Annotated in this window: 20 protein-coding genes; 13 read left to right on the top strand and 7 right to left on the bottom strand. The window is 42.8% G+C overall.

Going from position 1 to position 22,625, the window contains the following annotated elements; all coding sequences use genetic code 11:
• Positions 1–144 precede the first annotated feature (144 nt).
• The 6 genes from E0H80_RS11985 (at position 145) to recJ (ending at position 6,876) form a co-directional block, all read left to right on the top strand.
• Complete coding sequence (locus E0H80_RS11985; protein WP_131366133.1) at positions 145–942, top strand: MBL fold metallo-hydrolase; 798 nt, start codon at positions 145–147, stop codon at positions 940–942.
• Positions 943–1,039: 97 nt separating this feature from the next.
• Positions 1,040–1,402 carry a YkgJ family cysteine cluster protein gene (locus tag E0H80_RS11980; protein WP_131366131.1) on the top strand — a complete coding sequence of 121 codons (363 nt, stop codon included), beginning with the start codon at positions 1,040–1,042 and terminating at the stop codon, positions 1,400–1,402.
• A gap of 181 nt (positions 1,403–1,583) precedes the next feature.
• Positions 1,584–3,050 (top strand): IMP dehydrogenase, encoded by a 1,467-nt coding sequence (gene guaB, locus E0H80_RS11975; protein ID WP_131366129.1) that lies wholly within the window; start codon positions 1,584–1,586, stop codon positions 3,048–3,050.
• A gap of 124 nt (positions 3,051–3,174) precedes the next feature.
• Positions 3,175–4,506, top strand: coding sequence for a phosphoglucosamine mutase (gene glmM / locus E0H80_RS11970; protein ID WP_131366127.1), 1,332 nt, complete (start codon positions 3,175–3,177; stop codon positions 4,504–4,506).
• Between the two features lie 9 nt (positions 4,507–4,515).
• Positions 4,516–5,172: a pyridoxamine 5'-phosphate oxidase gene (gene pdxH, locus E0H80_RS11965; RefSeq protein ID WP_131366125.1), complete on the top strand. Its 657-nt coding sequence runs from the start codon at positions 4,516–4,518 to the stop codon at positions 5,170–5,172.
• Positions 5,173–6,876 (top strand): single-stranded-DNA-specific exonuclease RecJ, encoded by a 1,704-nt coding sequence (recJ, locus tag E0H80_RS11960; protein WP_131366123.1) that lies wholly within the window; start codon positions 5,173–5,175, stop codon positions 6,874–6,876.
• Between the two features lie 50 nt (positions 6,877–6,926).
• Here the strand turns inward: recJ and E0H80_RS11955 are convergent, their stop codons facing one another.
• Both E0H80_RS11955 and E0H80_RS11950 read right to left on the bottom strand, forming a co-directional pair.
• Positions 6,927–7,760: a putative porin gene (locus E0H80_RS11955; RefSeq protein ID WP_131366121.1), complete on the bottom strand. Its 834-nt coding sequence runs from the start codon at positions 7,758–7,760 to the stop codon at positions 6,927–6,929.
• Positions 7,761–7,933: 173 nt separating this feature from the next.
• Entirely contained in the window at positions 7,934–8,722 is a 789-nt protein-coding gene (locus E0H80_RS11950; RefSeq protein WP_067869310.1) for a putative porin, read from the bottom strand.
• A gap of 606 nt (positions 8,723–9,328) precedes the next feature.
• Between E0H80_RS11950 and prfB the strand changes: the two genes are divergently transcribed.
• From prfB to E0H80_RS11925, 5 genes are all read left to right on the top strand, one after another.
• Positions 9,329–10,424 (top strand): peptide chain release factor 2 gene (gene prfB, locus E0H80_RS11945; RefSeq protein WP_131366119.1). Its coding sequence is split into 2 segments (ribosomal slippage): positions 9,329–9,400 and positions 9,402–10,424, totalling 1,095 coding nucleotides; the frame shifts between segments, so codons are not numbered across the junction.
• Between the two features lie 231 nt (positions 10,425–10,655).
• Entirely contained in the window at positions 10,656–10,958 is a 303-nt protein-coding gene (locus E0H80_RS11940; RefSeq protein WP_067869321.1) for an ArsR/SmtB family transcription factor, read from the top strand.
• A 39-nt stretch (positions 10,959–10,997) separates the two neighbouring features.
• Positions 10,998–12,074, top strand: a complete 1,077-nt coding sequence (locus E0H80_RS11935; RefSeq protein WP_131366117.1) for an alkene reductase — start codon at positions 10,998–11,000, stop codon at positions 12,072–12,074.
• 110 nt (positions 12,075–12,184) lie between these two features.
• Entirely contained in the window at positions 12,185–13,465 is a 1,281-nt protein-coding gene (locus E0H80_RS11930) for a 3-deoxy-D-manno-octulosonic acid transferase (protein WP_131366115.1), read from the top strand.
• A 208-nt stretch (positions 13,466–13,673) separates the two neighbouring features.
• A complete protein-coding gene (locus E0H80_RS11925) occupies positions 13,674–14,387 on the top strand; it encodes a 16S rRNA (uracil(1498)-N(3))-methyltransferase (protein WP_131366113.1) in 714 nt (237 codons plus the stop codon).
• Here the strand turns inward: E0H80_RS11925 and E0H80_RS11920 are convergent.
• Positions 14,370–15,344 carry a mechanosensitive ion channel family protein gene (locus E0H80_RS11920; RefSeq protein ID WP_131366111.1) on the bottom strand — a complete coding sequence of 325 codons (975 nt, stop codon included), beginning with the start codon at positions 15,342–15,344 and terminating at the stop codon, positions 14,370–14,372. The genes E0H80_RS11925 and E0H80_RS11920 overlap by 18 nt on opposite strands.
• 111 nt (positions 15,345–15,455) lie before the next feature.
• Positions 15,456–16,037, bottom strand: coding sequence for a DUF805 domain-containing protein (locus E0H80_RS11915; protein WP_131366109.1), 582 nt, complete (start codon positions 16,035–16,037; stop codon positions 15,456–15,458).
• 287 nt (positions 16,038–16,324) lie between these two features.
• On the opposite strand from E0H80_RS11915, the gene acs reads away from it, so the two are divergent.
• Together acs and E0H80_RS11905 are read left to right on the top strand one after the other, a co-directional pair.
• Positions 16,325–18,268: an acetate--CoA ligase gene (gene acs / locus E0H80_RS11910; protein ID WP_131366107.1), complete on the top strand. Its 1,944-nt coding sequence runs from the start codon at positions 16,325–16,327 to the stop codon at positions 18,266–18,268.
• Positions 18,269–18,399: 131 nt separating this feature from the next.
• Positions 18,400–19,581: an acyl-CoA dehydrogenase family protein gene (locus tag E0H80_RS11905; RefSeq protein WP_131366105.1), complete on the top strand. Its 1,182-nt coding sequence runs from the start codon at positions 18,400–18,402 to the stop codon at positions 19,579–19,581.
• An 83-nt stretch (positions 19,582–19,664) separates the two neighbouring features.
• On the opposite strand, the gene E0H80_RS11900 is transcribed toward E0H80_RS11905, so the two are convergent.
• The 3 genes from E0H80_RS11900 to msuE form a co-directional block, all read right to left on the bottom strand.
• Entirely contained in the window at positions 19,665–20,279 is a 615-nt protein-coding gene (locus E0H80_RS11900; protein ID WP_131366103.1) for a riboflavin synthase subunit alpha, read from the bottom strand.
• 145 nt (positions 20,280–20,424) lie between these two features.
• The gene (sfnG, locus tag E0H80_RS11895; protein ID WP_131366101.1) at positions 20,425–21,591 is read right to left on the bottom strand and encodes a dimethylsulfone monooxygenase SfnG; all 1,167 of its coding nucleotides are present in this window, start codon (positions 21,589–21,591) and stop codon (positions 20,425–20,427) included.
• 29 nt (positions 21,592–21,620) lie between these two features.
• Positions 21,621–22,355: an FMN reductase gene (gene msuE, locus E0H80_RS11890; RefSeq protein WP_131366099.1), complete on the bottom strand. Its 735-nt coding sequence runs from the start codon at positions 22,353–22,355 to the stop codon at positions 21,621–21,623.
• Positions 22,356–22,625 lie beyond the last annotated feature (270 nt).

Here is a 22,625-nt window from a genome sequence, read left to right as displayed (position 1 = left end):
GGATTTTTTATGGCCAAATATGCCGCAATTTACTGATAAAAATCACAATATATCAATATATGTTTGTTGTAAATTACAATAATTCCCTATATGTTGTATGGCATTTAAAATGTACTTTTACAATAATATTTGGGGGAATAGGATATGGCGTTTGATCGCACTACATCACAAGTGTTATTTGATAATGGCACACATAAATGTATTAGCTTTACCAGCCTGGTCAAAGGTGAGGGTGTACAAGCTAACCAGTTTCTAATTCTAGATCATGAACGTGCCGCAGTGCTGGATCCAGGCGGGGATTTAACCTATGTTCCACTGACCATGGAGCTGAATAAATATACCCGCCTGACCAATCTCGATTATGTGATGGCTTCCCATCAGGACCCCGATATTATTACCTCGATGCCGCGCTGGTTGGTCTATACCGAAGCCAAAGTGGTGGCTTCTAAACTCTGGGCACGTTTCTTACCGCATTTGAACTCGGCCTTTATGAGTGACCGAATGAAAGGTGGATGGTTGGAACGCCTGATTGAATTGCCGGATCACGGTGGGATTATTCCTTTGGGCGAATCACGTATTATTGTTGTGCCCGCACATTTCCTGCATTCGGTTGGCAACTTTCAGTTTTACGATCCGATTGCAAAAATTTTATTTTCAGGTGATATGGGCGCATCAATGGTGGATGATGCCGCTAAACCATTGGAAAACTTTGCAGCGCATATTCCCAAGATGAAAAGCTTTCACCAGCGCTATATGTGTTCCAATAAAGTGATTCGCCTTTGGGTAAAAATGGTGCGTACTATGGATATTGAAATGATCGTGCCGCAGCACGGTACGCCATTTATGGGTAAAGAGCAGGTTAACCAGTTCCTGGACTGGATTGAAACTTTAGAGTGCGGTATCGACTTGATGGATGAAACCGTATTTACCTGTCCTGAATAATATCTCTGCTGTTCACTGATTTTCCTTGCGTATAAAAGCAACATTTTTTAATATTTCTTTCTAAAAATTAAACTTTTGATGATAGGGATTGATAAGAATGTTGTCTCAAATCCCCACGCAGGATGCCTGTTTAAGCTGTGGCGCGTGCTGCGCCTATTTCCGGGTTTCATTTTATTGGGCAGAAGGTCTTGCCATGCCGGACCACTATACGCAACCTGTAACAGCAGTGTATTCGTGTATGACTGGCACTCATCAAAAGTCACCACGCTGTATTGCCCTGACAGGTGAAATAGGCAAGCAGGTAAGCTGGGGGATGTATCAGGCACGCAGTTCCTCGTGTAAGGAAGTCAAAATTGCCGATGAGCAATGCAATAAAGCCCGACGTGCTTACACTATGATTCCGTTTATACCCCTTGAAACAGCAGAACAAAGCAACGATGATTTTGATCAGGTGGTTTAGTTTAATCGTCGCTAAAATTAAGTCTTAAGTCATATAATTCAGCAGAGTTGCTGTTTTTGAACAAAAAAATTCTTAAATGTGCAGTAATGTAAATTTATTTTTCACTGTGCTTTGCAATTAACATGAATAAACCTGTATTTTTTGTTTATAATAGCGCACGGAAATTACCAGTGAGACTGTTATGTTGACCATCGTTCAAGAAGCACTAACCTTCGATGATGTCTTATTACTGCCTGCCTACTCAACTGTCCTCCCAAAAGATGTCTCTCTAAAGACACGCCTTACTCGTGGCATTAATCTGAATATTCCTCTTGTTTCAGCTGCAATGGATACTGTGACAGAATCACGTATGGCAATTGCGATGGCGCAAAACGGTGGTATTGGCATCCTGCATAAAAATATGGATATTTCTGCTCAAGCAGCTGAAGTACGCCGCGTGAAAAAATTCGAAGCAGGGATGGTGAAAGACCCTATCACTGTGACGCCAGAAACAACGGTTCGTGAACTGATTGCGATTACTCAAGCCAACAATATCAGCGGTGTACCTGTTGTTAAAGATGGCAAAGTGGTCGGCATTGTCACTGGTCGTGATACACGTTTCGTGACCAATCTGGAACAGCCAGTCAGCAACATCATGACTGGGCAAGACCGTTTGGTGACTGTTCGTGAAAACGAATCTAAAGAAAATATCCAAGCCTTATTACAAAAAAACCGTATTGAAAAAGTATTGGTAGTGGGCGACAACAACGAACTTAAAGGTTTGATTACGGTTACTGATTTCCGTAAAGCAGAGCTTTATCCAAACAGCTGTAAAGATGACCTTGGCCGCTTACGTGTTGGTGCGGCAGTGGGTACAGGGATTGAAACCCCTGCACGGGTTGAAGCATTGGTTGAAGCAGGCGTAGATGTGATTGTGGTAGATACTGCACACGGTCACTCTGCGGGTGTAATCGAACGTGTTCGTTGGGTTAAGGCCAACTATCCGCAAGTGCAGGTGATTGGCGGCAACATCGCAACGGGTGATGCTGCATTGGCTTTACTTGATGCCGGTGCGGATGCGGTTAAAGTCGGTATTGGTCCGGGTTCAATCTGTACTACACGTATCGTTGCCGGTATTGGTATGCCGCAAATGTCTGCGATTGATTCTGTTGCAAATGCATTGAAAGATCAGATTCCTTTAATTGCTGACGGTGGTATTCGTTTCTCTGGCGATATGGCAAAAGCCATTGGTGCAGGTGCGAGTACCATTATGGTCGGTTCACTTATGGCAGGGACTGAAGAAGCGCCTGGTGAAGTTGAATTCTTCCAGGGCCGTTATTACAAAGCTTACCGTGGTATGGGTTCGTTGGGTGCAATGGCGGGTGCAACGGGTTCTGCAGACCGTTATTTCCAGGACGCTAAAGCAGGTCAGGAAAAACTCGTCCCGGAAGGCATTGAAGGTCGCGTACCTTACAAAGGCCCAATGGGTAACATCGTGCATCAAATGATGGGCGGTTTACGTTCATCTATGGGCTATACCGGTTCAGCCGTGATTGAAGATCTTCGTCAAAATGCGAAGTTCGTCAAAATCACTTCGGCCGGTATGTCTGAATCACATGTGCATGATGTGACCATTACTAAAGAAGCGCCAAACTACCGTATTGGTTGAGTTTTGGTAATCCAAGCCTTGAAAAGCCGTCATTTATATGACGGCTTTTTTGATTTTGGTGTAAAGTAATTGCGGATAAAATTGGATGATGAATATCATCATATATATAAGAAGTGAGTGAAAAATGAGTTATTTTGGAACAGATGGTATTCGCGGAAAGTTTGGGGAGCTTCCAATTACACCTGAATTTGCACTTAAGCTAGGTTTTGCAGCAGGTAAAGTATTAAAACAATATAGTAAGAAAACCAAGCCCATCGTGGTTATGGGTAAAGATACCCGTTTATCTGGCTATATTTTAGAATCTGCATTACAAGCCGGTTTAAATGCTGCTGGAGTCTATGTTCATTTATTGGGACCATTGCCAACCCCCGCGATTGCACATTTAACCCGTGCTTTGCATGCCAGTTTAGGCATTGTGATTTCAGCTTCGCATAATCCTTATTTTGATAACGGGATTAAATTTTTCTCAAGCGAAGGCAAAAAATTACCCGATGAAGTTCAAGATGCAATTAATCAAGAACTTGAAAAAGAATTGAAAATTGAAGATACCGCAAACCTGGGTAAAAGCGTTCGTGTTAAAGATGCCAACGGCCGTTATATCGAGTTTTGTAAATCCACATTTCCTTATCATTTTGACTTAAGTAATTTAAAGATCGTGGTGGACTGTGCCAATGGTGCTGCGTATAACGTAGGTCCTTCGGTCTTTAAAGAATTAGGTGCTAAAGTTATTGCACTTTATAACGAACCTGATGGTTTAAATATTAATAAAGACTGTGGTTCAACCCATCCCGAAAGCCTGCAAAAAGCAGTGCTTGAACATCAAGCTGACTTAGGGATTGCCTTTGATGGTGATGCCGACCGCGTAGTTTTGGTGGATAAATATGGCCAGTTGGTGGATGGTGATAACATCCTTTATATTCTGGCGACCCAAGCGAGCCAGAAACCTGCCGGAATTGTCGGTACGGTAATGAGCAATATGGCACTTGAATTGGCACTCGAAAAAGCGCAAGTTCCATTTATACGTGCCAGTGTAGGTGACCGTTATGTTTTGCAGGCACTAGATGAAAATGGCTGGGTGATTGGCGGTGAGCCATCCGGGCATATTTTGACGCTAGACAAGAGCACCACAGGTGATGCGATTATTGCAGCCTTGCAAGTATTGACGGTCATGGTTGAACAGAAAAAAGCCTTGCATGAACTGGTTGCAGATTTCCATTTATTGCCCAATGTACTGGTAAATGTTCGCTTAGACTCAATGTTTGATCCCTATGCGGTGCCTGCACTGGTGACTGAATTTGAAAAAGCGGAACAACAACTTAAAGGTCGAGGTCGTTTACTGATTCGTAAATCGGGCACTGAACCGGTCATTCGGGTGATGGTGGAAGGTGAAGATCTTCAGGAAGTGACCGATTTAGCCAACCATCTTGCAGATGCTGTGCGTGCCAATACGGCTTAAGGGAACAATATGAATGATGTGATTAAAGACTTGAGCGAACTTCGCTTAAGTTACCAAAAAGGTGAATTACATGAAGCACATGTAGATGAGAATCCACATGTACAGTTTTTAACATGGTTTAACGCATCTTTAGAAGCCAAGTTGCATGAACCCTATGCCATGTCTTTGGCCACGGCAAATGCGCAAGGTCGTCCGCACGTACGTACCGTATTATTACGCGGTGCAACGCAGGCAGGTTATGATTTTTATACTAATTATGACAGTCAAAAAGGTGTGGATTTAATCGAAAATCCTTATGCGGAACTGCTGTTCTACTGGCCTGAACTGGAACGTCAAATTCGGGTGAGTGGTAAAGTTGAAAAGATCTCCTTAGCAGAGTCGACCGACTATTATCATAAACGTCCACGGGATAGCCAGATTGCCGCGCATATCAGTACCCCACAAACTGGGGTCATTGCCAGCCGTGAAGAATTGCAAACGCGTTTCCAGGCGTTGCAAGATAAGGTAAGAGATAAAACAGAATTGGCCAAACCGGAATTCTGGGGTGGTTATCGTCTGGTGCCGGACTATTATGAATTTTGGCAAGGGCGGCCAAACCGTTTACATGACCGCTTAAGTTATGAAAGAATCGACGCTACGTGGAAATTACAACGGCTCATGCCTTAAATGCCAAAAACCCTGATTCAGCAACGACCTTTTATTACACGCCCTGAAAATATTCAGGGCGTGTCGCCCTTTGTTGCGCAAATTTTAGCGCGCCGTGGTGTGCAATCTGAACAAGAGCTTGAATTTAAACTGAAAAATTTACTTGCTCCAAATATGAAGGGTTTAGAACAAGCCATTCAAATTATGGATCAAGCTCTTGATGAAAATAAAAAAATAGTTATTGTCGGTGACTATGATGCCGATGGTGCAACCAGCACCGCATTGATGGTTTTAGCTTTACGGGATATGGGTGCCAATGTTAAATATTTGGTTCCGGATCGGTTCAAGTATGGCTATGGTTTAACATCCAAAATTGCCGACCTGGCTTTTATCCGCTATCAGCCAGACCTGCTGATAACGGTCGATAACGGTATTTCCAGTCATGCTGGCGTTGAGCAAGCTCAAGCACATGGCATGCAGGTAATTATTACCGATCACCATTTGACCACCAAGGAAACGCCTAAAGCTGAAGCTGTGGTGAATCCGAATCAACTGGGTTGTGAATTTCCGAGTAAGGCTTTGGCGGGGGTGGGGGTTGCATTTTACTTACTTGCCAATCTGTCGAGTTATCGAAGCAAATTCGGAAAGTCGACTTCCAAAGTGACCCAGTATTTAGATCTGGTTGCACTGGGTACTTATGCAGATGTCGCAAGTCTAGATTATAACAATCGCATTTTGGTCGATGCCGGGGTTAAACGGATTCAGCAAAATCAATGTCGTGCAGGGATTAGTGCTTTACTCGATATTGCAGCACGCGAACCGTCGCAACTCAAAGCCCAAGATTTGGGCTTTGTACTTGGTCCACGAATTAATGCAGCTGGGCGCATGGAAACCATGGACATTGGTATTGAATGTCTTCTGGCAAGTGATATGCAAACGGCTTATCCATTGGCGCAGCAGTTGAATCAATTGAATATTGAGCGTCGTCAGGTGGAAGCGCAGATGAAGCAAGAGGCCTTATCTGAATTAGCAACTTTGCAATTGGATCAGGCAGATTTACCCACAGCTTTAATTCTGTTTGAACCGCACTGGCATCAGGGCGTGATTGGCATTGTGGCAGGTCGTCTGAAAGAACAATTTCATCGTCCAAGTATTGTTTTTGCGGCAGATGACGATGGTATTCATATCAAAGGTTCTGCACGTTCCATAGAGGGCGTGCATATTCGGGATGCGATTGAACTGATTGCGAAACAACATCCGCATTTGGTCAGTCACTTTGGTGGACATGCCGCAGCAGCGGGTTTAACCATCAAGAAACAGCATTTTGAAGAATTTAAGCACGCTTTTGAGCAGTTAATTTCAACTCTGGATGAATCACTGTTTCAGGCGACTGTATGGACGGATGGTGAATTACCGACAGCAAATTTTCAAATTGATACAGTCGATCTGCTGCAAAATCTAACCCCCTGGGGACAAAAGTTTCCGTCACCGATTTTTGAAGGCGTATTTAAAGTCTTGGATTATCGCTGGTTGAAAGAAACCCATTTGAAATTGCGTTTAGCTTTGGAGAATGGCCAAATTGTGGAAGCGATTGCCTTTAATGCCAGTGAAAAATTTGAATTTGATGCCATGCAAAATAGTATTCGACTGGTGTATGAAATCGATAAAAATGAATTTAATGGCAACGTCAGTTTACAACTGCGGGTCATACATTTATCACAATAAAAAAACCGCTCAGCTGAGCGTTTTTTTTTGATTTGATTCATCGGGTCTGATTAGAAGCGGAATGTACCGTTAATACCGAATGAGTCAGCGCCATCAGTCGTCGTGTAGTTCACACCTGCAGCAATTGCAGGAGTAAAGAATTTTTGAGCACGAACTGAGAATACAGGGTCAAAATCATCTAAAGTCGCATCATTAACTGACACACCCACGCTTAAAGTTGGGTCAATATAAAGGTCAGCAGCTAAGCCATACGTCGTTTCATCACCAAATGCAGTTGATGCTTCAAAGTTAGCATAGTGGTTGCCAATCAAAGTTACATACTTAGCACGCAAGGTAAGCGCGGTATCATCTGCTAATGCAGAAGTAGCACTATAAGTATTGATAAAGCCTTGTTTACCGACTTGATATGCATCGACATTTTCTTTTGAAACACCTGCGGCTAATAATAAACCCTCAACAGGTAAGTAACCGACTTCAAAAGCATAACCGGTATTATCATCAGATACTTTACCAAATTCACTTTCAACAGTAATTTCTGCTCGATTTAAGCTACCCGCAACATAGAATTGTGTATCGGGAATAAAGAATTCACCATTGATACCTACAGTATCAATTTTAAGTTCAATGCCTTCTTCATCGGTGCTTGCATTGGCATAAGCCAAACCAATATTGCTAGCTTTGCCTAAAAAAGCAGCTTCAGCAAGAGGAGCATTTTTAACTTGAACCCCATTTAAATAATACTTCCCCCCAATTGCATATGTATCAACGCCATCAGTATCATCAATATCAGTATTTTCATATGCAGCATAGATTTCAGCTTGGTAAGCATGTGCAGTTCCTAGGCTGGCAAGAAGTGCTGTAGCAAGAGCAAGTTTCTTAAGCATTTATATTTCTCTCTTTGTTATAAAAATATAACTGTTTTATTAACAGTTGTAACAAATTGTACAGTTTATATTCGCCCCGTCAATGTGCAAAAAATACCTAAATGCTTTTTTTGAGTGCAAAAAAATGGCCCATCTAAAGATGGGCCATTTTATGAAAATAGGTTAAGAAGTGATTAGAAACGGTATTTTGCAGCTACACCAAATGAGTTGTAGTCATTATTACCGATTTCACCGAAACCAACACGACCTTCAAGGCTTACTTGTTGGTTAATGAATTTACGTGCATTGATACCAAATTCACTTTGATCAACTAAGTCATTGTTATGATAGTCAGCACCAACGCTTAGTGTTTTATCAATGAAGTAATCGGCAGCAAGATTGTACTCATCTAGATCACCAAATGCAGCACCAGCTTCTAGGTTGATGTCTTTACCATTACTTAAGGTAGTAACATATTTCGCACGGAGTGTTGGATCTACGCCATCGTCATAGTCGTTGTCATAACCTTTAAGACCAGCAGCAATCAATAGGCCTGGAGCTGGAAGGTAACCGACTTCAGCGGCATAGTATGTGGTGTCAAAGTCAAATTTTTGACCTAAAAAATCATAACGTTCTGTTTGATTTTGGCTGATGTTACCGCTTAAGTAAAAGTCAGAATTTGGTACGTAAACTTCTGCACCGATACCGTAAGTGTTGTCATCTACATCACCACGATCAGCAAATGTTGCTTGTGCATTTACGTTACTTGCACGGTCAAGGAACGCTGCTTCTGCAAGTGGGGCATTACGAGTTTGAACGGGGTTAAAGTAATAAGTACCATTTACACCAAAAGCACTACCTGAACTGCCATTATCTGGATCCACGTAAGCTGCTGCTGCGCCTACTTCGGCTTGGTATGCATTTGCTGTACCTGTTACTGCTAGAGCAGAAAGAAGTGCTGAAGCAATGGCTAATTTTTTCATGGATACTACCCCTAAAATTTATGGTTAAAATTAATACATTTTTTGTTACAAGTTTAAGTCTAGAGCAAAATAAATCTGGGTCAATCCTCGCAAGGTTACTCAAATGTTGCTAACGTAATCTTATGTAAGTTAAATTAATTAACTATTTGAAAAATATAATATTATTTAAATGTTTTGTTTTATTAAAATTATGGAGAGTTAATGAATTTATGTGAATTTTTAATAAAAAATTAAGTATTTTGTAACATAATAGTGAGTTAATATTAAAAAATATCCTCAATTGAGCCTGCTTTTATACTCATTTTTTGATCACTGAATTGTCTAAACACATGATGATGATTTGGACGAAAATTGAGTCTTCAAAGATTTATTTTTTATAAGCCGGATTTAAATTAAAAATTAATTTTGGCTGTTTTGAGGCAAATCTTTTTAATAAATATGCCAAGTATTTATTCAAGGCTTTAAGGATGATTCACGTGCTTAAATCAATAAAAATTTCAAAACTGACAGTAGTGATCTGATCGTAGCGCCTCTAAAATTGCATCCATGCTCTGTGTTATAATTACTGCCTATTTAAGCCTAGTATTCTGATTGAGAGTAATTCACGTGGAAATTAATCCTTATCTAAACCAACTAAAAGACTTAAACGACCGTGGTCAAACACTACGGGGGTATCTTTGACTACGATCTGAAAAAAGAGCGTTTGGAAGAGGTTCTCCGCGAGTTAGAAGATCCGACAATCTGGAATGATCAAAGTCGTGCACAAGCCATGGCCAAAGAAAAAGGCGAGCTTGAAAACGTACTCAATGTACTTGAAGGGTTATCGACGCAACTTGAAGACGCGCAAGCGTTGCTTGATTTAGCGGTTGAAGCAGATGACGAAAGTTTGCTTGAAGATGTGCAAGCAGAATTAGATGGCTCTGAATCTGAACTGGCAAAACTTGAATTCCGCCGTATGTTCAGTCATCCCATGGATCCAAACCCATGTTATGTGGAAATTCAGGCGGGTTCTGGTGGTACAGAAGCACAGGACTGGGCTTCAATGCTGCTGCGCATGTATTTGCGCTGGATTGAACGTCACGGCTTTAAAGCTGAATTGATGGAAGAATCTGACGGTGATGTTGCCGGAATTAAATCGGCGACGATTCGTGTAGAAGGCGACTATGCCTATGGCTGGTTGCGTACCGAATCCGGTGTGCACCGTTTAGTACGTAAATCGCCCTTTGACTCGGGTAACCGTCGTCATACTTCATTCTCTGCGGTTTTTGTGTCGCCTGAAGTTGATGACAATATTGAAATTGACATCAATCCTGCGGATGTTCGTACCGATACCTATCGTGCATCGGGTGCCGGTGGTCAGCATATTAACAAAACCGACTCTGCGGTACGTTTAACCCATGCACCAACAGGGATTGTGGTGGCGTGTCAGAACCAGCGTTCACAACATGCCAACCGTGACCATGCCTGGAAACAGTTACGTGCAAAACTGTATGAACGTGAAATGCAAATTCGTAACGATGCCGCTCAAGCACTAGAAGATACCAAATCGGATATCGGTTGGGGCAGCCAGATTCGTTCCTACGTACTGGATGATTCACGTATTAAAGATTTGCGTACCGGTGTGGAAAGCTCGAACACCGGTGCAGTGCTGGATGGCGATTTGGATAAATTTATTGAAGCCAGCTTAAAACAGGGCTTATAAGTTTATGGCTTGAAAACAGAGGCTGGTCCTCTGTTTTTTTAGCTTTAAAATTGAGAGATTTGAGTTGATGAAACTCAATGATCAGACAATGTTAGAATAGAGTAAAGTTGTACAAAATTGCAGCAATTTACAAAATGAATATACAATATCGATAAATTTCGATATTAATATCGTATAAATTCGATATAATGATTCTAGGTAAGGTGCTGATCATGACATGAGTGAAATGAGATGGACACAGAAGCAATTTATAAAGCCTTAGCCAACCCGATTAGACGTCAGATTCTGCAATGTTTAAAAGAACCTGAGCGTTACATTTCCACTGAAGAGTGCGGAAATGATTTTAGTCGTGGCGTGTGCGCAGGGCAGATGGAAAAAATTGCCGATATCTCTCAATCGACCATGTCCAATCATTTGTCGGTGCTGCAACAGGCAGGACTGATTGATGTAACCAAATATGGGCAATGGTCTTATTTCTCGCGTAATGAAGCACTGATCCAGGAATTTTTACAACATTTACAGCATGCGCTTTAGACTTTAATCAGTCCGGGCAAGCTGTAAGAGGATTGCTTGATGACAGATTTTTCAACACCGATTCAGTTTGGTGAACTCAAACTTAAAAACCGTGTCGTGATGGCACCTTTGACGCGTAGCCGTGCCACTGTAGATCGTGTGCCGACCGCAATGATGGCCGAGTACTATGCACAACGTGCAAGCGCAGGTTTAATCATTTCAGAAGCAACGGTAATTTCTGAAGAAGCCAATGGCTATGAAAAAACGCCGGGCTTATTTACTGATGCGCAAGTGGAAGGCTGGAGACTGGTTACTGATGCCGTACATGCCAAAGACGGTTTGATCGTGGCGCAATTGTGGCATGTCGGCCGGGTATCGCATCCTGATTTATTAAAGGGTGAAACGCCGGTTTCAGCCAGTGCCGTACAACAGGCTGGTCATGTCAGCTTGTTACGTCCGAAACGTGAATACGTGGTGCCGCGTCCACTGGAAATATCAGAAATTCAAGCGATTACCGAGCAATACAAACAGTCTGCCATTCGTGCCAAAGCTGCCGGTTTTGATGGGGTGGAATTGCATGCTGCCAATGGTTATCTGATTGACCAGTTCTTGCAAAGTTCAACCAATAAGCGTACCGATCTTTATGGCGGTTCAGTTGAAAACCGTAGCCGTTTTCTGCTTGAAGTGGTAGATGCCCTGATTGAAGTCTGGGGTGCAGGTCGTGTTGGGGTGCATTTGGCACCGCGTGGCGATGAGCATGATATGGGCGATGCCAATGCGAAAGAAACTTTTGGTTATGTGTTAGAACAATTGGGCCAGCGCAAAATTGCCTTCTTCTTTACTCGTGAATATTTAGCCGATGACAGCATCAGTCTGGAAATGAAAGCGCGTTCAAGTGGCGTGCCGTATATTGCCAATATGCGTTTAAGTCGTGAAGATGCGCTTGAATTATTGGAATCGGGCAAAGCAGAAGCGGTGTCTTTTGGTAAAGCCTATATTGCCAATCCTGACCTTTTTGAGCGTTTGGTGGAAGATGAACCACTGAATGAATTGAAGTTTGAAAATATGATTGGAACCGATGTGGCAAAAGGTTATATTGATTATCCTTTCCTTAATAAACAGCTAGCCGAAAGCTAAGTTTATCCAGCGGTAAAGCAGAATAAATCATTGAGCAGAGCAGAATTCATTAACATGTGGAGGCTGCTCTGTTATATTTTGCCGATTGAACACAATTAGAGGCAACTTGTTTGGCTACTCCTTTTTGGTACAACGCAGCATTATCCGTCATTAAACCATTGTATCAATGGAAGATCAAAAAACGTGCGTTGAATATGGAGCAATTGCAACAAGAGTGTCTAGAGCGCTTTGGCCCTTTCCAGCCGCCTAAAAACCTGCATGCCATCTGGTTCCATGTGGTATCTGTGGGCGAAACCAATGCAGCACAACCTTTAATCGAACATTATTTGAAATTGGGTCATGCGGTGTTAGTGACCAATACCACCAAGACTGGCCAGGCACGTGCAAAATCCCTGTTTTTAAAAGCCCCATATGAGCAGCTGTTTCAGGCCGTGTATTTGCCTGCAGACCAGAAACATTTGGTGCAGGCGTTTTATCAGAAATATCAGCCAAAATTACTGGCTTTGGTAGAAACTGAAATTTGGCCAAATCTAATCGATCAGGCGCAGCAATTTAAAGTGCCCTGTTTGCTGATTAATGCCCGACTTTCGGAAAAATCTGCCCAAGGCTACAGCAAAGTTCAAGGGCTGACCCGAGGCATGCTGAATGGTTTAGACCAGTTACTGGCACAAGATCAAGCGACCTTGGAACGGTTTTTAAATTTGGGCATGCCTAAAAATAAAAGTCAGGTCTTGGGCAGTATCAAGTTTGATATTCATGCACCTGCAACATCTATTCAACAAGCCGAGCAACTCAAACAAGAATGGAATTTAGCATCACGTAAAATTATTACCCTCGCCAGTACGCATGCACCAGAAGAACAAAAATTACTGAACGCGTTAAAGCCTTATCTGATGCAAAATCCAGAGATTGTGGTCATTGTTGTGCCACGTCATCCGGAACGCTTCGATGAAGTATTTCAGCTTGCACAAAACTTAGACCTAAACACTCAACGTCGTAGTTTAGGTGAAGAAATTAAAACCCATACCCAAGTCTATTTAGCCGATAGTATGGGCGAGATGTGGCTGTGGTATGCCTTAAGCCAAGTCTGCTTTGTCGGCGGTTCGTTGAACGAGCCGGGCGGTGGACATAATATTTTAGAACCCATTGCATTAAATGTACCGACAGTTTTGGGTAAAAATTACTTTAATTTCCAAACCATTGTTGATGAATTTGTCGCTGTAGGTGGTGTAAAAGTTTTAAATGATGCCGAGCAGGCAGCGAAGGAATTAATTGAACTTTTGACCGATCAAGATAAAGCTGCCAGATTAAACATTGCGGCGCAGCAGATCATGCAGAAAAATACAGGATCTTTAGCCAAGCATATTGCGGTAATTGATCAGTATCTTTAAAAATAATCTCAGATCAAAGCATTCACGACCTCAAAAGTCAGGATAGGTTCTTATTTTTTCGTGTAGGTCTTTGCTACTTTTAAAAGATTAAAAGTAGCAAAAATCTTTTGCAGTGCTGAAGGTACATCCTGTACCTCAGCACTGCGGGCGACATCCATGTCGCCTTCCGCGGTAGCATATTGCGCTAACTCTTTTAAAGCTGGGTCTTATGAATATTGTCCTCCTTGATCCTCGTCAAACTGAATCAGAGCTTTGGTCGATTAGCTCGAAACGTCAGCTGGAACATTTAAAACAGCATATTGCTGTGCAAGTCGGTGACAGTTTAAAAGTGGGAATTCGTGAAGGAAAGCGCTATCTGACCGAAATTGTGGAAGTGACTGAACAAGCGATAAAATTAAAACCCATTAAAGAAGAGCGTGTGGCTGAAAAACTTCCAGTCACTTTAATTATGGCCATGCCACGTCCGAAAGTACTACGCCGTTTAATTATGGATAGCGTGACCTTGGGTGTAGAAAAAATTATTCTTCTGCACAGCTATCGGGTGGATAAAAGCTATTGGCAAACCCCGTTTTTACAACAGCTCGATCAGTACGTGACTCTAGGTTTAGAACAGGCCGGGGATACCATGGCACCGAAAATTGAAATCTATAAACGCTTTAAACCGTTTGTAGAAGATGTCTTGCCTGGTTTAATTACCGCAAATTGTCCAGCTTATGTGGCCCATCCTTATACAGACATGAAAATGCCATTTGCGATTGATCATCCTTGTACGGTTGTGATTGGACCCGAAGGCGGCTTTATTCCCTATGAAGTAGATTTACTGATAAAAAACGGCTGCCAGGCAGTGAGCTTAGGCAACCGTATTATTCGAACCGAAACCGTAATTCCTTACGTACTTGGTCGCTTATTTAGCACGTGCTGATTCAGTCGCTTCAGCTTCACTGCCCCGATACACTTTCACTTCCTGTACTGGGTACGGAATAGAAATATTGTGTTCCGCGAAGGCTTTAATCACCTGTTCTTGAACTTCGCTGATAGAGGCCGACGTGCTGGTTTCAGTGGTATCGACCCACCAGCGCACATTCAGGTTGATTGAGAAATCTGCAAGCGCACTGACATTGACACTAAACGCAGGCTGGCTGAGGATGCTCTGGTTTTTATCCAAAAGGGTCATAATGATATTTTTGGCTTTCTGAATATCATCTTCATAGCCAATGCCGACCACAAACTCACAACGGCGACGTTGATAGGCGGTATTTACCGTCACTGCACTGGTATAAACAGTGGCATTTGGAATGACGATACGACGACCATCGGGGGAACGTAAGAAAGTTGCACGAATCTGAATGTCTTCAACCGTACCTTCCATGCCTGAAACGATAATGTCATCACCAATTTTGAACGGTTCGCCCAGTAAAATCAGGATACCGGAAAGCAGGTTTTGGAAGATGTCTTTGAACGCGAAACCGATCGCAACCGAACCAATCCCCAATCCGCTCATCAGCTGACCCGGGGTGAATCCTGGAATGGCAATGACCATGGCAATCAGGAAACCAAAGAACATGATGGCTGAACTACCGACCCGGTTGAGCACCAGAACTAAATTCTGTTTGGTATAGGTGCGGTCTGTTAAAGCTTTACGGACAAAAAATTTAAATAATTTTGACAGTAAATAGAAAATCGTAAACACCACCAGCGCAATACAGATATAAGGTAAACGTTCCCAGAATGCCTCGACAAATTTATCGATGGTCGAATAGGCATCATTGTATTTTGCTGTGTGTTTAAGTACGGTTTGTGCCGTTTTTTCACCTGCTTCGTGCAACAAATCTGATGTGCCTTGAGTTACTTCACTCAAGGCATTGTTTTGTTCAGCCACTGGTTTTCCGAATCATAAAAATTATGCGCTATTTTGCCTGAAACTCACTCATAATTTAAGCTGTAATAAAACGTATTACCGGACATTTTGTCAGAAAACTGTCAGCAGCTTTTAAAAATATTGAGTGCCTTTTTGAATGACTTCTTGCGGCATTTCCAGTTCACCGGCACCAAACATATAAGAGATCATGCTGCCTGAAGCCAAGAAACTTAACACAGTGATAATAATCATCAACCAGGCCAGTATTTTTTCCCAGACCGGGGTTTCACGCGGTAAACCATAATTGTTGATTCCATTGGTCCCTGAGGCTAAAAGCAGATAGAGACCCATAAAAATATTCAGTAGCGGCACCAGAAACAACAGAATCAGCCAGCCACTGCGGTTCAGGTCATGCAAACGGCGTATGGTAATCACCATCAAAAAATAGATGTACAGTACCAAAATCACCACAAAGCCGATTCCTGCTAGCCCGGTTAAGGTATTCACAAACTGATTGTCGACCGAGAGGGTAGTCAGGTTGAAAATACCCATGGTCAGGCTCAGTGCAAGGGTGGCAAAGAAAGTAATTAAGTGAATAAAGCCATACCAGCCGATTGAACTCAAGCGACCAAAACGACCTTCTGGAGATAATGGATTATCTGAACGTGTCGGTTGCGGTCGGGAAAAAAAGGGGGATGAGTCTTGCGGGTTCATATGCTTTTCCGAGTAAGAGTGAGCTAAGAAAATGGAGGTTGGGATACAGCATTGAAAGCATTTTCTTGTTAAATTATAAGATTAAATGAACAGATCAGATACGAATAAGACCATTTTTGTTGTTGTATGCGATAAGCAGTCTGTGTTTTAAATTATATAAATAAACTACGACCAAAGCATGATTGAAGCGGTTGAAAAATAATCGCCATACTGTGGGTATGCATTTAATAAAATCAATAACGTGGCATAGCATCTCGTGATGAGATGAAAAAAGCAAGGAAGTACCTATGAAAGAGATCTATCCTGTACCAGAAGAATTTAAAAAAACCGCTCGTACCACCGAGTCTGAATATTTCGAGCGTTATCAAAAATCCATTGATCAGCCTGATGAGTATTGGGCAGAGCAAGCCAATAAACTGGAGTGGATTAAACCTTTTAGCCAAGTCAAAAATACCAGCTTCGACAAGGATAATTTCAAGATCGAATGGTTTGCCGATGGGCAGCTTAATCTGAGTGCCAATTGTCTAGACCGTCATTTAAAAGAACATCCGCATAAACCGGCGATTATCTGGGAAGGCGATCATCCTTCACGACATAAAATTATTTCCTTTAAAGAACTGCATGATGAAACCTGTCGTTTTGCCAATGTGCTGAAAAAACATGGAGTGACCAAAGGCGACCGTGTGGTGCTGTATATGCCCATGACATCTGAAGCGGCTATTTCGATGCTGGCTTGTGCACGAATTGGTGCGGTGCACTGTGTAGTATTTGGCGGTTTCTCGCCAGACTCACTGGCCAGCCGGATTGAAGACTGTCAGGCAAAAGTCGTGATTACTGCCGATTCCGGCATGCGCGGCGGCAAGCCGATTCCACTGAAAGAAAATGTTGATGCTGCACTCAATGTGCAGGGAACTGAATCGGTTCAAAATGTGATAGTGGTGCACCGTACCGGCAATCCGATTGAACTTAAGGAAGGACGTGACCTGTGGTATCACATGGAAATCATGTCGGTCAATGAGATTTGCCCACCTGAACCGATGAATGCGGAAGATCCCTTATTTATTCTGTATACCTCGGGTTCAACCGGAAAGCCGAAAGGGGTACTGCATAGCACTGGCGGTTATCTGACTTATGTGAACTCGACTTTCCGTGAAGTCTTCGATATCAAACAGGATGATGTGTTCTGGTGTACTGCCGATGTAGGCTGGATTACCGGACATTCCTATGTACTGTATGGGCCATTGTCTAACGGCACGACTACAGTCATGTTTGAAGGTGTACCGCAATATCCGACCTGGGCACGTACTGGGCATATTGTTGACAAGCACAATGTCACCATTCTGTATACCGCACCAACCGCGATTCGCGCCATGATGCGTGAAGGTGATGCCTTTGTCCGCGAAAGTGACCGCAGCAGCTTGCGCTTGATTGGATCAGTCGGTGAGCCGATTAATCCGGAAGCCTGGAACTGGTATTACACGGTGGTGGGTGAAAGCCGTTGTCCAGTAGTCGATACCTGGTGGCAAACCGAAACCGGCGGGATTTTAATTTCACCATTACCTGGAGCCACAGATTTAAAACCGGGTTCGGCTACCCGTCCATTATTTGGCATACAACCCGCTATTGTCGATGCAGAAGGCAAGGAACTGGAAGGTGAAGCGGAAGGGAACCTGATTATCAAGGACTCCTGGCCGGGTCAGATGCGCACCATTTGGGGTGATCCGGAGCGTTTTATTGAAGCCTATTTTTCGACTTATCCGGGAACTTATTTTACCGGAGACGGTGCACGCCGTGACAAGGATGGCTATTACTGGATTACCGGTCGGGTGGATGATGTGCTGAATGTTTCTGGACATCGCTTAGGCACGGCAGAAGTGGAAAGTGCCTTAGTGGCGCATGTGCATGTCGCTGAAGCTGCGGTCGTCGGTATGCCGCATGATATTAAAGGTCAGGGTATCTGTGCATTCGTGACCTTGCAGGCCGATTTTGAAGAATCTGACGAGCTGCGTAAGGAACTGATCCAGTGGGTGCGTAAGGTGTTAGGACCCGTCGCTACACCGGATGCCTTGTATTGGGCACCGGCCTTACCGAAAACCCGTTCCGGTAAAATCATGCGTCGCATTTTAAGAAAAATTGCTGCCAATGAGCTGGATACGTTGGGGGATACCTCAACCTTGGCCGATCCACAGGTGGTAGACAATCTGATCGCGACCGTCTATCCCGACAAGTAAGCGATTTAGTAAAATACTGCCTGTATTTTTCAGGCGGTATTTTATTTTGCGTATAAAGATTGCAAGCATTGAGATAAAGCAGCCAAACCTCATCTGCTAAGCTAAAAACACAGGAATAATCAGACCATATTATGAATGCTTCAACATCGTTAAGCTCAGCTCACCCGATTGAGATCGCCCGACAACTTGCCGAACAGTTTGCAACTACTGCGGCTGAACGCGACAAACAGGGCGGTAACCCAAAATTGGAGCGTGATTTAATTCGTCAAAGTGGCTTATTGGGTCTTTCTATTCCTACTCAACATGGTGGACAAGGGGCAGACTGGAAAACGATTTTTCAAACCATTCAGACCATTGCCCAAGTGGATAGTTCACTGGCGCATGTTTATGGTTTTCACCATTTATTGATTGCAACGGTGCAACTGTTTTCCCAACCGGAACAATATGCAACATGGTTTGAGCAAACAGCACAAGAAAACCTGTTTTGGGGCAATGCTTTAAATCCGTTAGATCAACGAACCACGGCAGTCAAAGTTTCCGAAAATGAATACGTATTTCATGGCGATAAAAGCTTTTGTTCAGGCTCGATGGATTCGGACATCCTGCTTTGCTCGGGTTATAACGAGGATGGAAAATTACTGATAGGGGTGATTCCAACTGCGCGTGACGGTGTGAGCTTTTTAGGTGACTGGAACAATATGGGGCAACGCCAAACTGACAGCGGAACCAGTCATTTCGAGCAGGTCAAAATTCAGCAGCATGAATTGCTGTTAAATCCGGGGCCACTCAGCACACCTTATTCGAGCTTGCGTCCTTTGGTGGCACAGCTCATCTTTGTGCATCTGTTCTTGGGCGTGGCAGAAGGTGCCTTTGAAACTTCAAAACAAACCGTACAAACTCAAAAAGCATGGTCAAAATCTTTGGCTGAAAATGCTGTAAATGATCCCTTTACCCAAAAGCATTTTGCCGAGTTTTATGTACAGCTTGAAGGCGTGCGTTTATTGGCAAATAAAGCGGTGGAAACCTTGCAAAATGCCTGGGATATAGGTGAGAAATTAACAGCCGAGCAACGCGGTGAAGTCAGCATTGCCATTGCCACTGCAAAAATTGCTGCGACCCATACTTCGCTCTATATCACTCAGAACATTTTTCAGGTGATGGGCGCACGTGCAACCACAGCCAAACTGAATTTAGATCGTTTCTGGCGCAATGTCCGTACCCAGACGCTGCATGATCCGATTGATTATAAATATCAGGAAGTCGGGGAATGGCTATTGACCGGTAAAATACCGGATCCGAGTTTCTATTCCTGACTTGGCATTTTATCCGAGACTCAAAAAGCCTTTACCTAAAGGCTTTTTTATTATGCAACTCGGTAAAAATTGAAAAATAAGGCTTAACGCTGATGGATGTTTTCTAAGGTATCGACCAAAGTTCGGGTCATTTGGTCAATTTCATAATTTACTTCATCACCCGCTTTGGCATCTTTCCACGTGGTTAAACGCAGCGTTTCAGGAATCAGATCGACCGAAATTTCATGGGTTTCGCGGTCGACACGGTTAATGGTAAGACTGCAACCATTTAGCCCTATAAAACCTTTTAAGAAGAAATATTTGATATTACCGTTTGGAATCTGAAGGTCAATGTGGAAAGTCTCACCGCGCCGTTCCAGTTGCTTGATCAGGGCAGTGCCTTCGATGTGTCCATACAGGTTATGTCCGCCGTTTTCAGCACCCACTTTGGCAGAACGCTCAATATTAATCTGATCATCGACTTTTAAATTCTTTAAGCTGGTGAGTGCTAGAGTGACATCAGAAATATCAAAATGAATTTGATTCAGTGCAGTGTCAATGGTGGTGACGGTCAGACATACGCCATTAATCGCGACACTTGCACCAATAAAAATATCGCCAAAAAAGTGATGTTGGTTGCTGACCACAATCGTATTAAAACCATCACCTTTTTTAATTTCAATGATTTTTTCCAAGCCTTGAACAATACCTGTATACATTGACATTTTCCTTATTCAGATGACTGCGATTGTAAGTAGCAATCTGTAATATGACTACTGTATTTGCATAAAAAAAACCCTCAAGCCGAGCCTTGAGGGGAAAATGAAGCTACTTTTTATTCTTCTTATTTATTTTCAAAGGTGGTTAAGCTGACTTAGCTTGAATCCGTTGTTCTTGTTGTTCTTGTTGTTCTTGTTGTTCTTGTTGTTCTTGTTGTTCTTTTGCTTCAAGTTCCCGAACCAGAGGCAATACCTTCGCACCGAAGTATTCAACTTCCTCAATAAAGTGTAAAAAGCCTGACAATACCAAGTCGACACCGACCGCTTTCAATTCCAGAATACGCTGTGCAATTTGCTGTGGAGTTCCAATCAGATTGGTCTTAAAGCCATCGTTATACTGCACTAAATCTTCAAAAGTCGATTTTGCCCAGTTGCCTTCACCCTCTAATGTTGAAGCACCTGCTTCACGGGTAGCAGCACCAAAAGCATTCACAGCTTGGATATTGGCTTTATCCACAATTTCTTGCAGAACGGATTGAGCTTCTTGTTCAGTTTCACGTGCAATAATGAACGCATTGACCCCAATTTTGACACTGTGATTATTAGTTTTAGCTTTTTTGCGAATATCATCGATCTGCTTTTTGATTTCTTCAGGCGTGTTGCCATTGGTGAAGTACCAATCTGAAACACGCGAAGCCATATCACGTGCAGCACGTGAACTGCCACCTTGGAAGATTTCAATATGCGGTTTTTGCACCGGTTTTGGACTTAGGGTGTAATCCTTGAATTGATAATACTTGCCCTCAAAACTGAAATTATCTTGAGTCCAGACTCCTTTTAAAGAACGAATAAATTCTTCTGAACGGGCATAACGCTGATCGTGTTCTGGCCATTGTTCGCCAATCGCATCAAATTCACCGCGGAACCAGCCACTGACCACATTAATGGCAATACGTCCATTGGTCAGATGGTCAATCGTTGCCAATTGTTTGGCAGCCAGTGCTGGTTTCCAAGGGCCAGGCAAAATCGCCGCAATTACTTTTAAGCGTTCCGTTTTAGCCAAAATGCCGTGACTGAAGCTGACAGACTCATGTTGATTTTCTGCGTTGTAGCCAGCAGTAAAACGAATCTGCGTCAGTGCATACTCAAAGCCACTTTTTTCGGCAGCTTGAGCCAGTCGTACATTGTACTCATAGCTCCAGTCGGTACGCTGTTCAATATTACTCACCACCAAGCCGCCGCTGACATTCGGTACCCAATAGGCAAATTTTATATTGTTCTCTTGCTGTGCTTGTGCTGGTGGTTGGGACATATCTAAACCCTCGAGGTGAAAGTCGCAGATTAAGCGACTTGAGTTTTCGGTACTTTTTTACTGTGCAGACGAGATTCTGCTGCATTCAGGCTTGGTACTGCTGCAGATGGAAGCACTTCTTCCTGCTCGATTTGTTTATTAATGCCCAAATTTTGGTTGGCTTGTTGGGTTTTTTCTTTCACCACTTCCGCACGTTGCCCTTTAGCCGGTGCCCATTCAAGGATAGGGAGTGCACGTGCCACTGCCAAAGTAATGCGGTCACGCAAGAATTCGCTATGAATTGTGTATTCATGGGTGAAATCGCGATCGGTTGCATAAACACCGATGGGCAAAGTTTGCGTCTGAAAGAAGCTAAACAATGGACGAAGTTGATGTTCAAGAACCAATGCATGACGTTCAGAACCACCAGAAGCTGCAAGCAGGACAGGAACATCCACCAATGCGGTTTGTTCTACAAAATCAAAGAAATGTTTAAATAGACCGGTAAATGATGCGCGGTACACTGGCGTACCTACAATTAACGCATCTGCTGCTTCTACGGCAGCCAAGTCATCCTGTACCCGTTGTGGTAATTGATTACGGTAGATCGCCCCCCCCATCAATTGACCAATTTCGCTGAATTTAATGAAATGGACATTAATCGGCGTGGCTTCACCCAGTTCGTCCAGAATCGCTTGAACCAAAGCTTCAGTTTTTGATGGGTTGTTCAAACCACCCGATACAGCAACAATATTTAATGGTTTTTGTGTATTTAAAATAGACATTTTGGAATAACCTGAAACAATAAAATATCGGAATATGGTTATTAATCAGCACCTGAGATAGCCTGTAAACTAAGCAAATACAGAAAAGTTATCTGATTTTGAGATATGCAAAAAATTGTCACGAAGTAAGCTTTAAGGAAGCGTTAATTATTTGATTTATAGGTTTATATTGATTCTTAATAAGTATTTTGCTTTATGCGATAAAATTTATATGAAAAAGTGATGAGGTTTAAACAAATTAAGAAAATACAGAGTTTTGCTAATTTCTTA

Source organism: Acinetobacter sp. ANC 4779 (assembly GCF_004331055.1).
Lineage (GTDB): Bacteria > Pseudomonadota > Gammaproteobacteria > Pseudomonadales > Moraxellaceae > Acinetobacter.
Note: the sequence above shows the minus strand (reverse complement) of the source record. Positions and strands in the feature narration are given on the sequence as shown.

Excerpts from the sequence above, each read along its gene's own strand:
- pdxH (WP_131366125.1), top strand. The coding sequence starts at position 4,516 with ATGAATGATGTGATTAAAGACTTGAGCGAACTTCGCTTAAGTTACCAA.
- E0H80_RS11980 (WP_131366131.1), top strand. The coding sequence starts at position 1,040 with ATGTTGTCTCAAATCCCCACGCAGGATGCCTGTTTAAGCTGTGGCGCG.
- guaB (WP_131366129.1), top strand. The coding sequence starts at position 1,584 with ATGTTGACCATCGTTCAAGAAGCACTAACCTTCGATGATGTCTTATTA.
- msuE (WP_131366099.1), bottom strand. The coding sequence starts at position 22,355 with ATGTCTATTTTAAATACACAAAAACCATTAAATATTGTTGCTGTATCG.
- E0H80_RS11925 (WP_131366113.1), top strand. The coding sequence starts at position 13,674 with ATGAATATTGTCCTCCTTGATCCTCGTCAAACTGAATCAGAGCTTTGG.
- E0H80_RS11950 (WP_067869310.1), bottom strand. The coding sequence starts at position 8,722 with ATGAAAAAATTAGCCATTGCTTCAGCACTTCTTTCTGCTCTAGCAGTA.
- E0H80_RS11900 (WP_131366103.1), bottom strand. The coding sequence starts at position 20,279 with ATGTATACAGGTATTGTTCAAGGCTTGGAAAAAATCATTGAAATTAAA.
- E0H80_RS11985 (WP_131366133.1), top strand. The coding sequence starts at position 145 with ATGGCGTTTGATCGCACTACATCACAAGTGTTATTTGATAATGGCACA.
- E0H80_RS11955 (WP_131366121.1), bottom strand. The coding sequence starts at position 7,760 with ATGCTTAAGAAACTTGCTCTTGCTACAGCACTTCTTGCCAGCCTAGGA.
- E0H80_RS11940 (WP_067869321.1), top strand. The coding sequence starts at position 10,656 with ATGGACACAGAAGCAATTTATAAAGCCTTAGCCAACCCGATTAGACGT.
- E0H80_RS11935 (WP_131366117.1), top strand. The coding sequence starts at position 10,998 with ATGACAGATTTTTCAACACCGATTCAGTTTGGTGAACTCAAACTTAAA.
- acs (WP_131366107.1), top strand. The coding sequence starts at position 16,325 with ATGAAAGAGATCTATCCTGTACCAGAAGAATTTAAAAAAACCGCTCGT.
- sfnG (WP_131366101.1), bottom strand. The coding sequence starts at position 21,591 with ATGTCCCAACCACCAGCACAAGCACAGCAAGAGAACAATATAAAATTT.
- recJ (WP_131366123.1), top strand. The coding sequence starts at position 5,173 with ATGCCAAAAACCCTGATTCAGCAACGACCTTTTATTACACGCCCTGAA.
- E0H80_RS11915 (WP_131366109.1), bottom strand. The coding sequence starts at position 16,037 with ATGAACCCGCAAGACTCATCCCCCTTTTTTTCCCGACCGCAACCGACA.
- glmM (WP_131366127.1), top strand. The coding sequence starts at position 3,175 with ATGAGTTATTTTGGAACAGATGGTATTCGCGGAAAGTTTGGGGAGCTT.
- E0H80_RS11905 (WP_131366105.1), top strand. The coding sequence starts at position 18,400 with ATGAATGCTTCAACATCGTTAAGCTCAGCTCACCCGATTGAGATCGCC.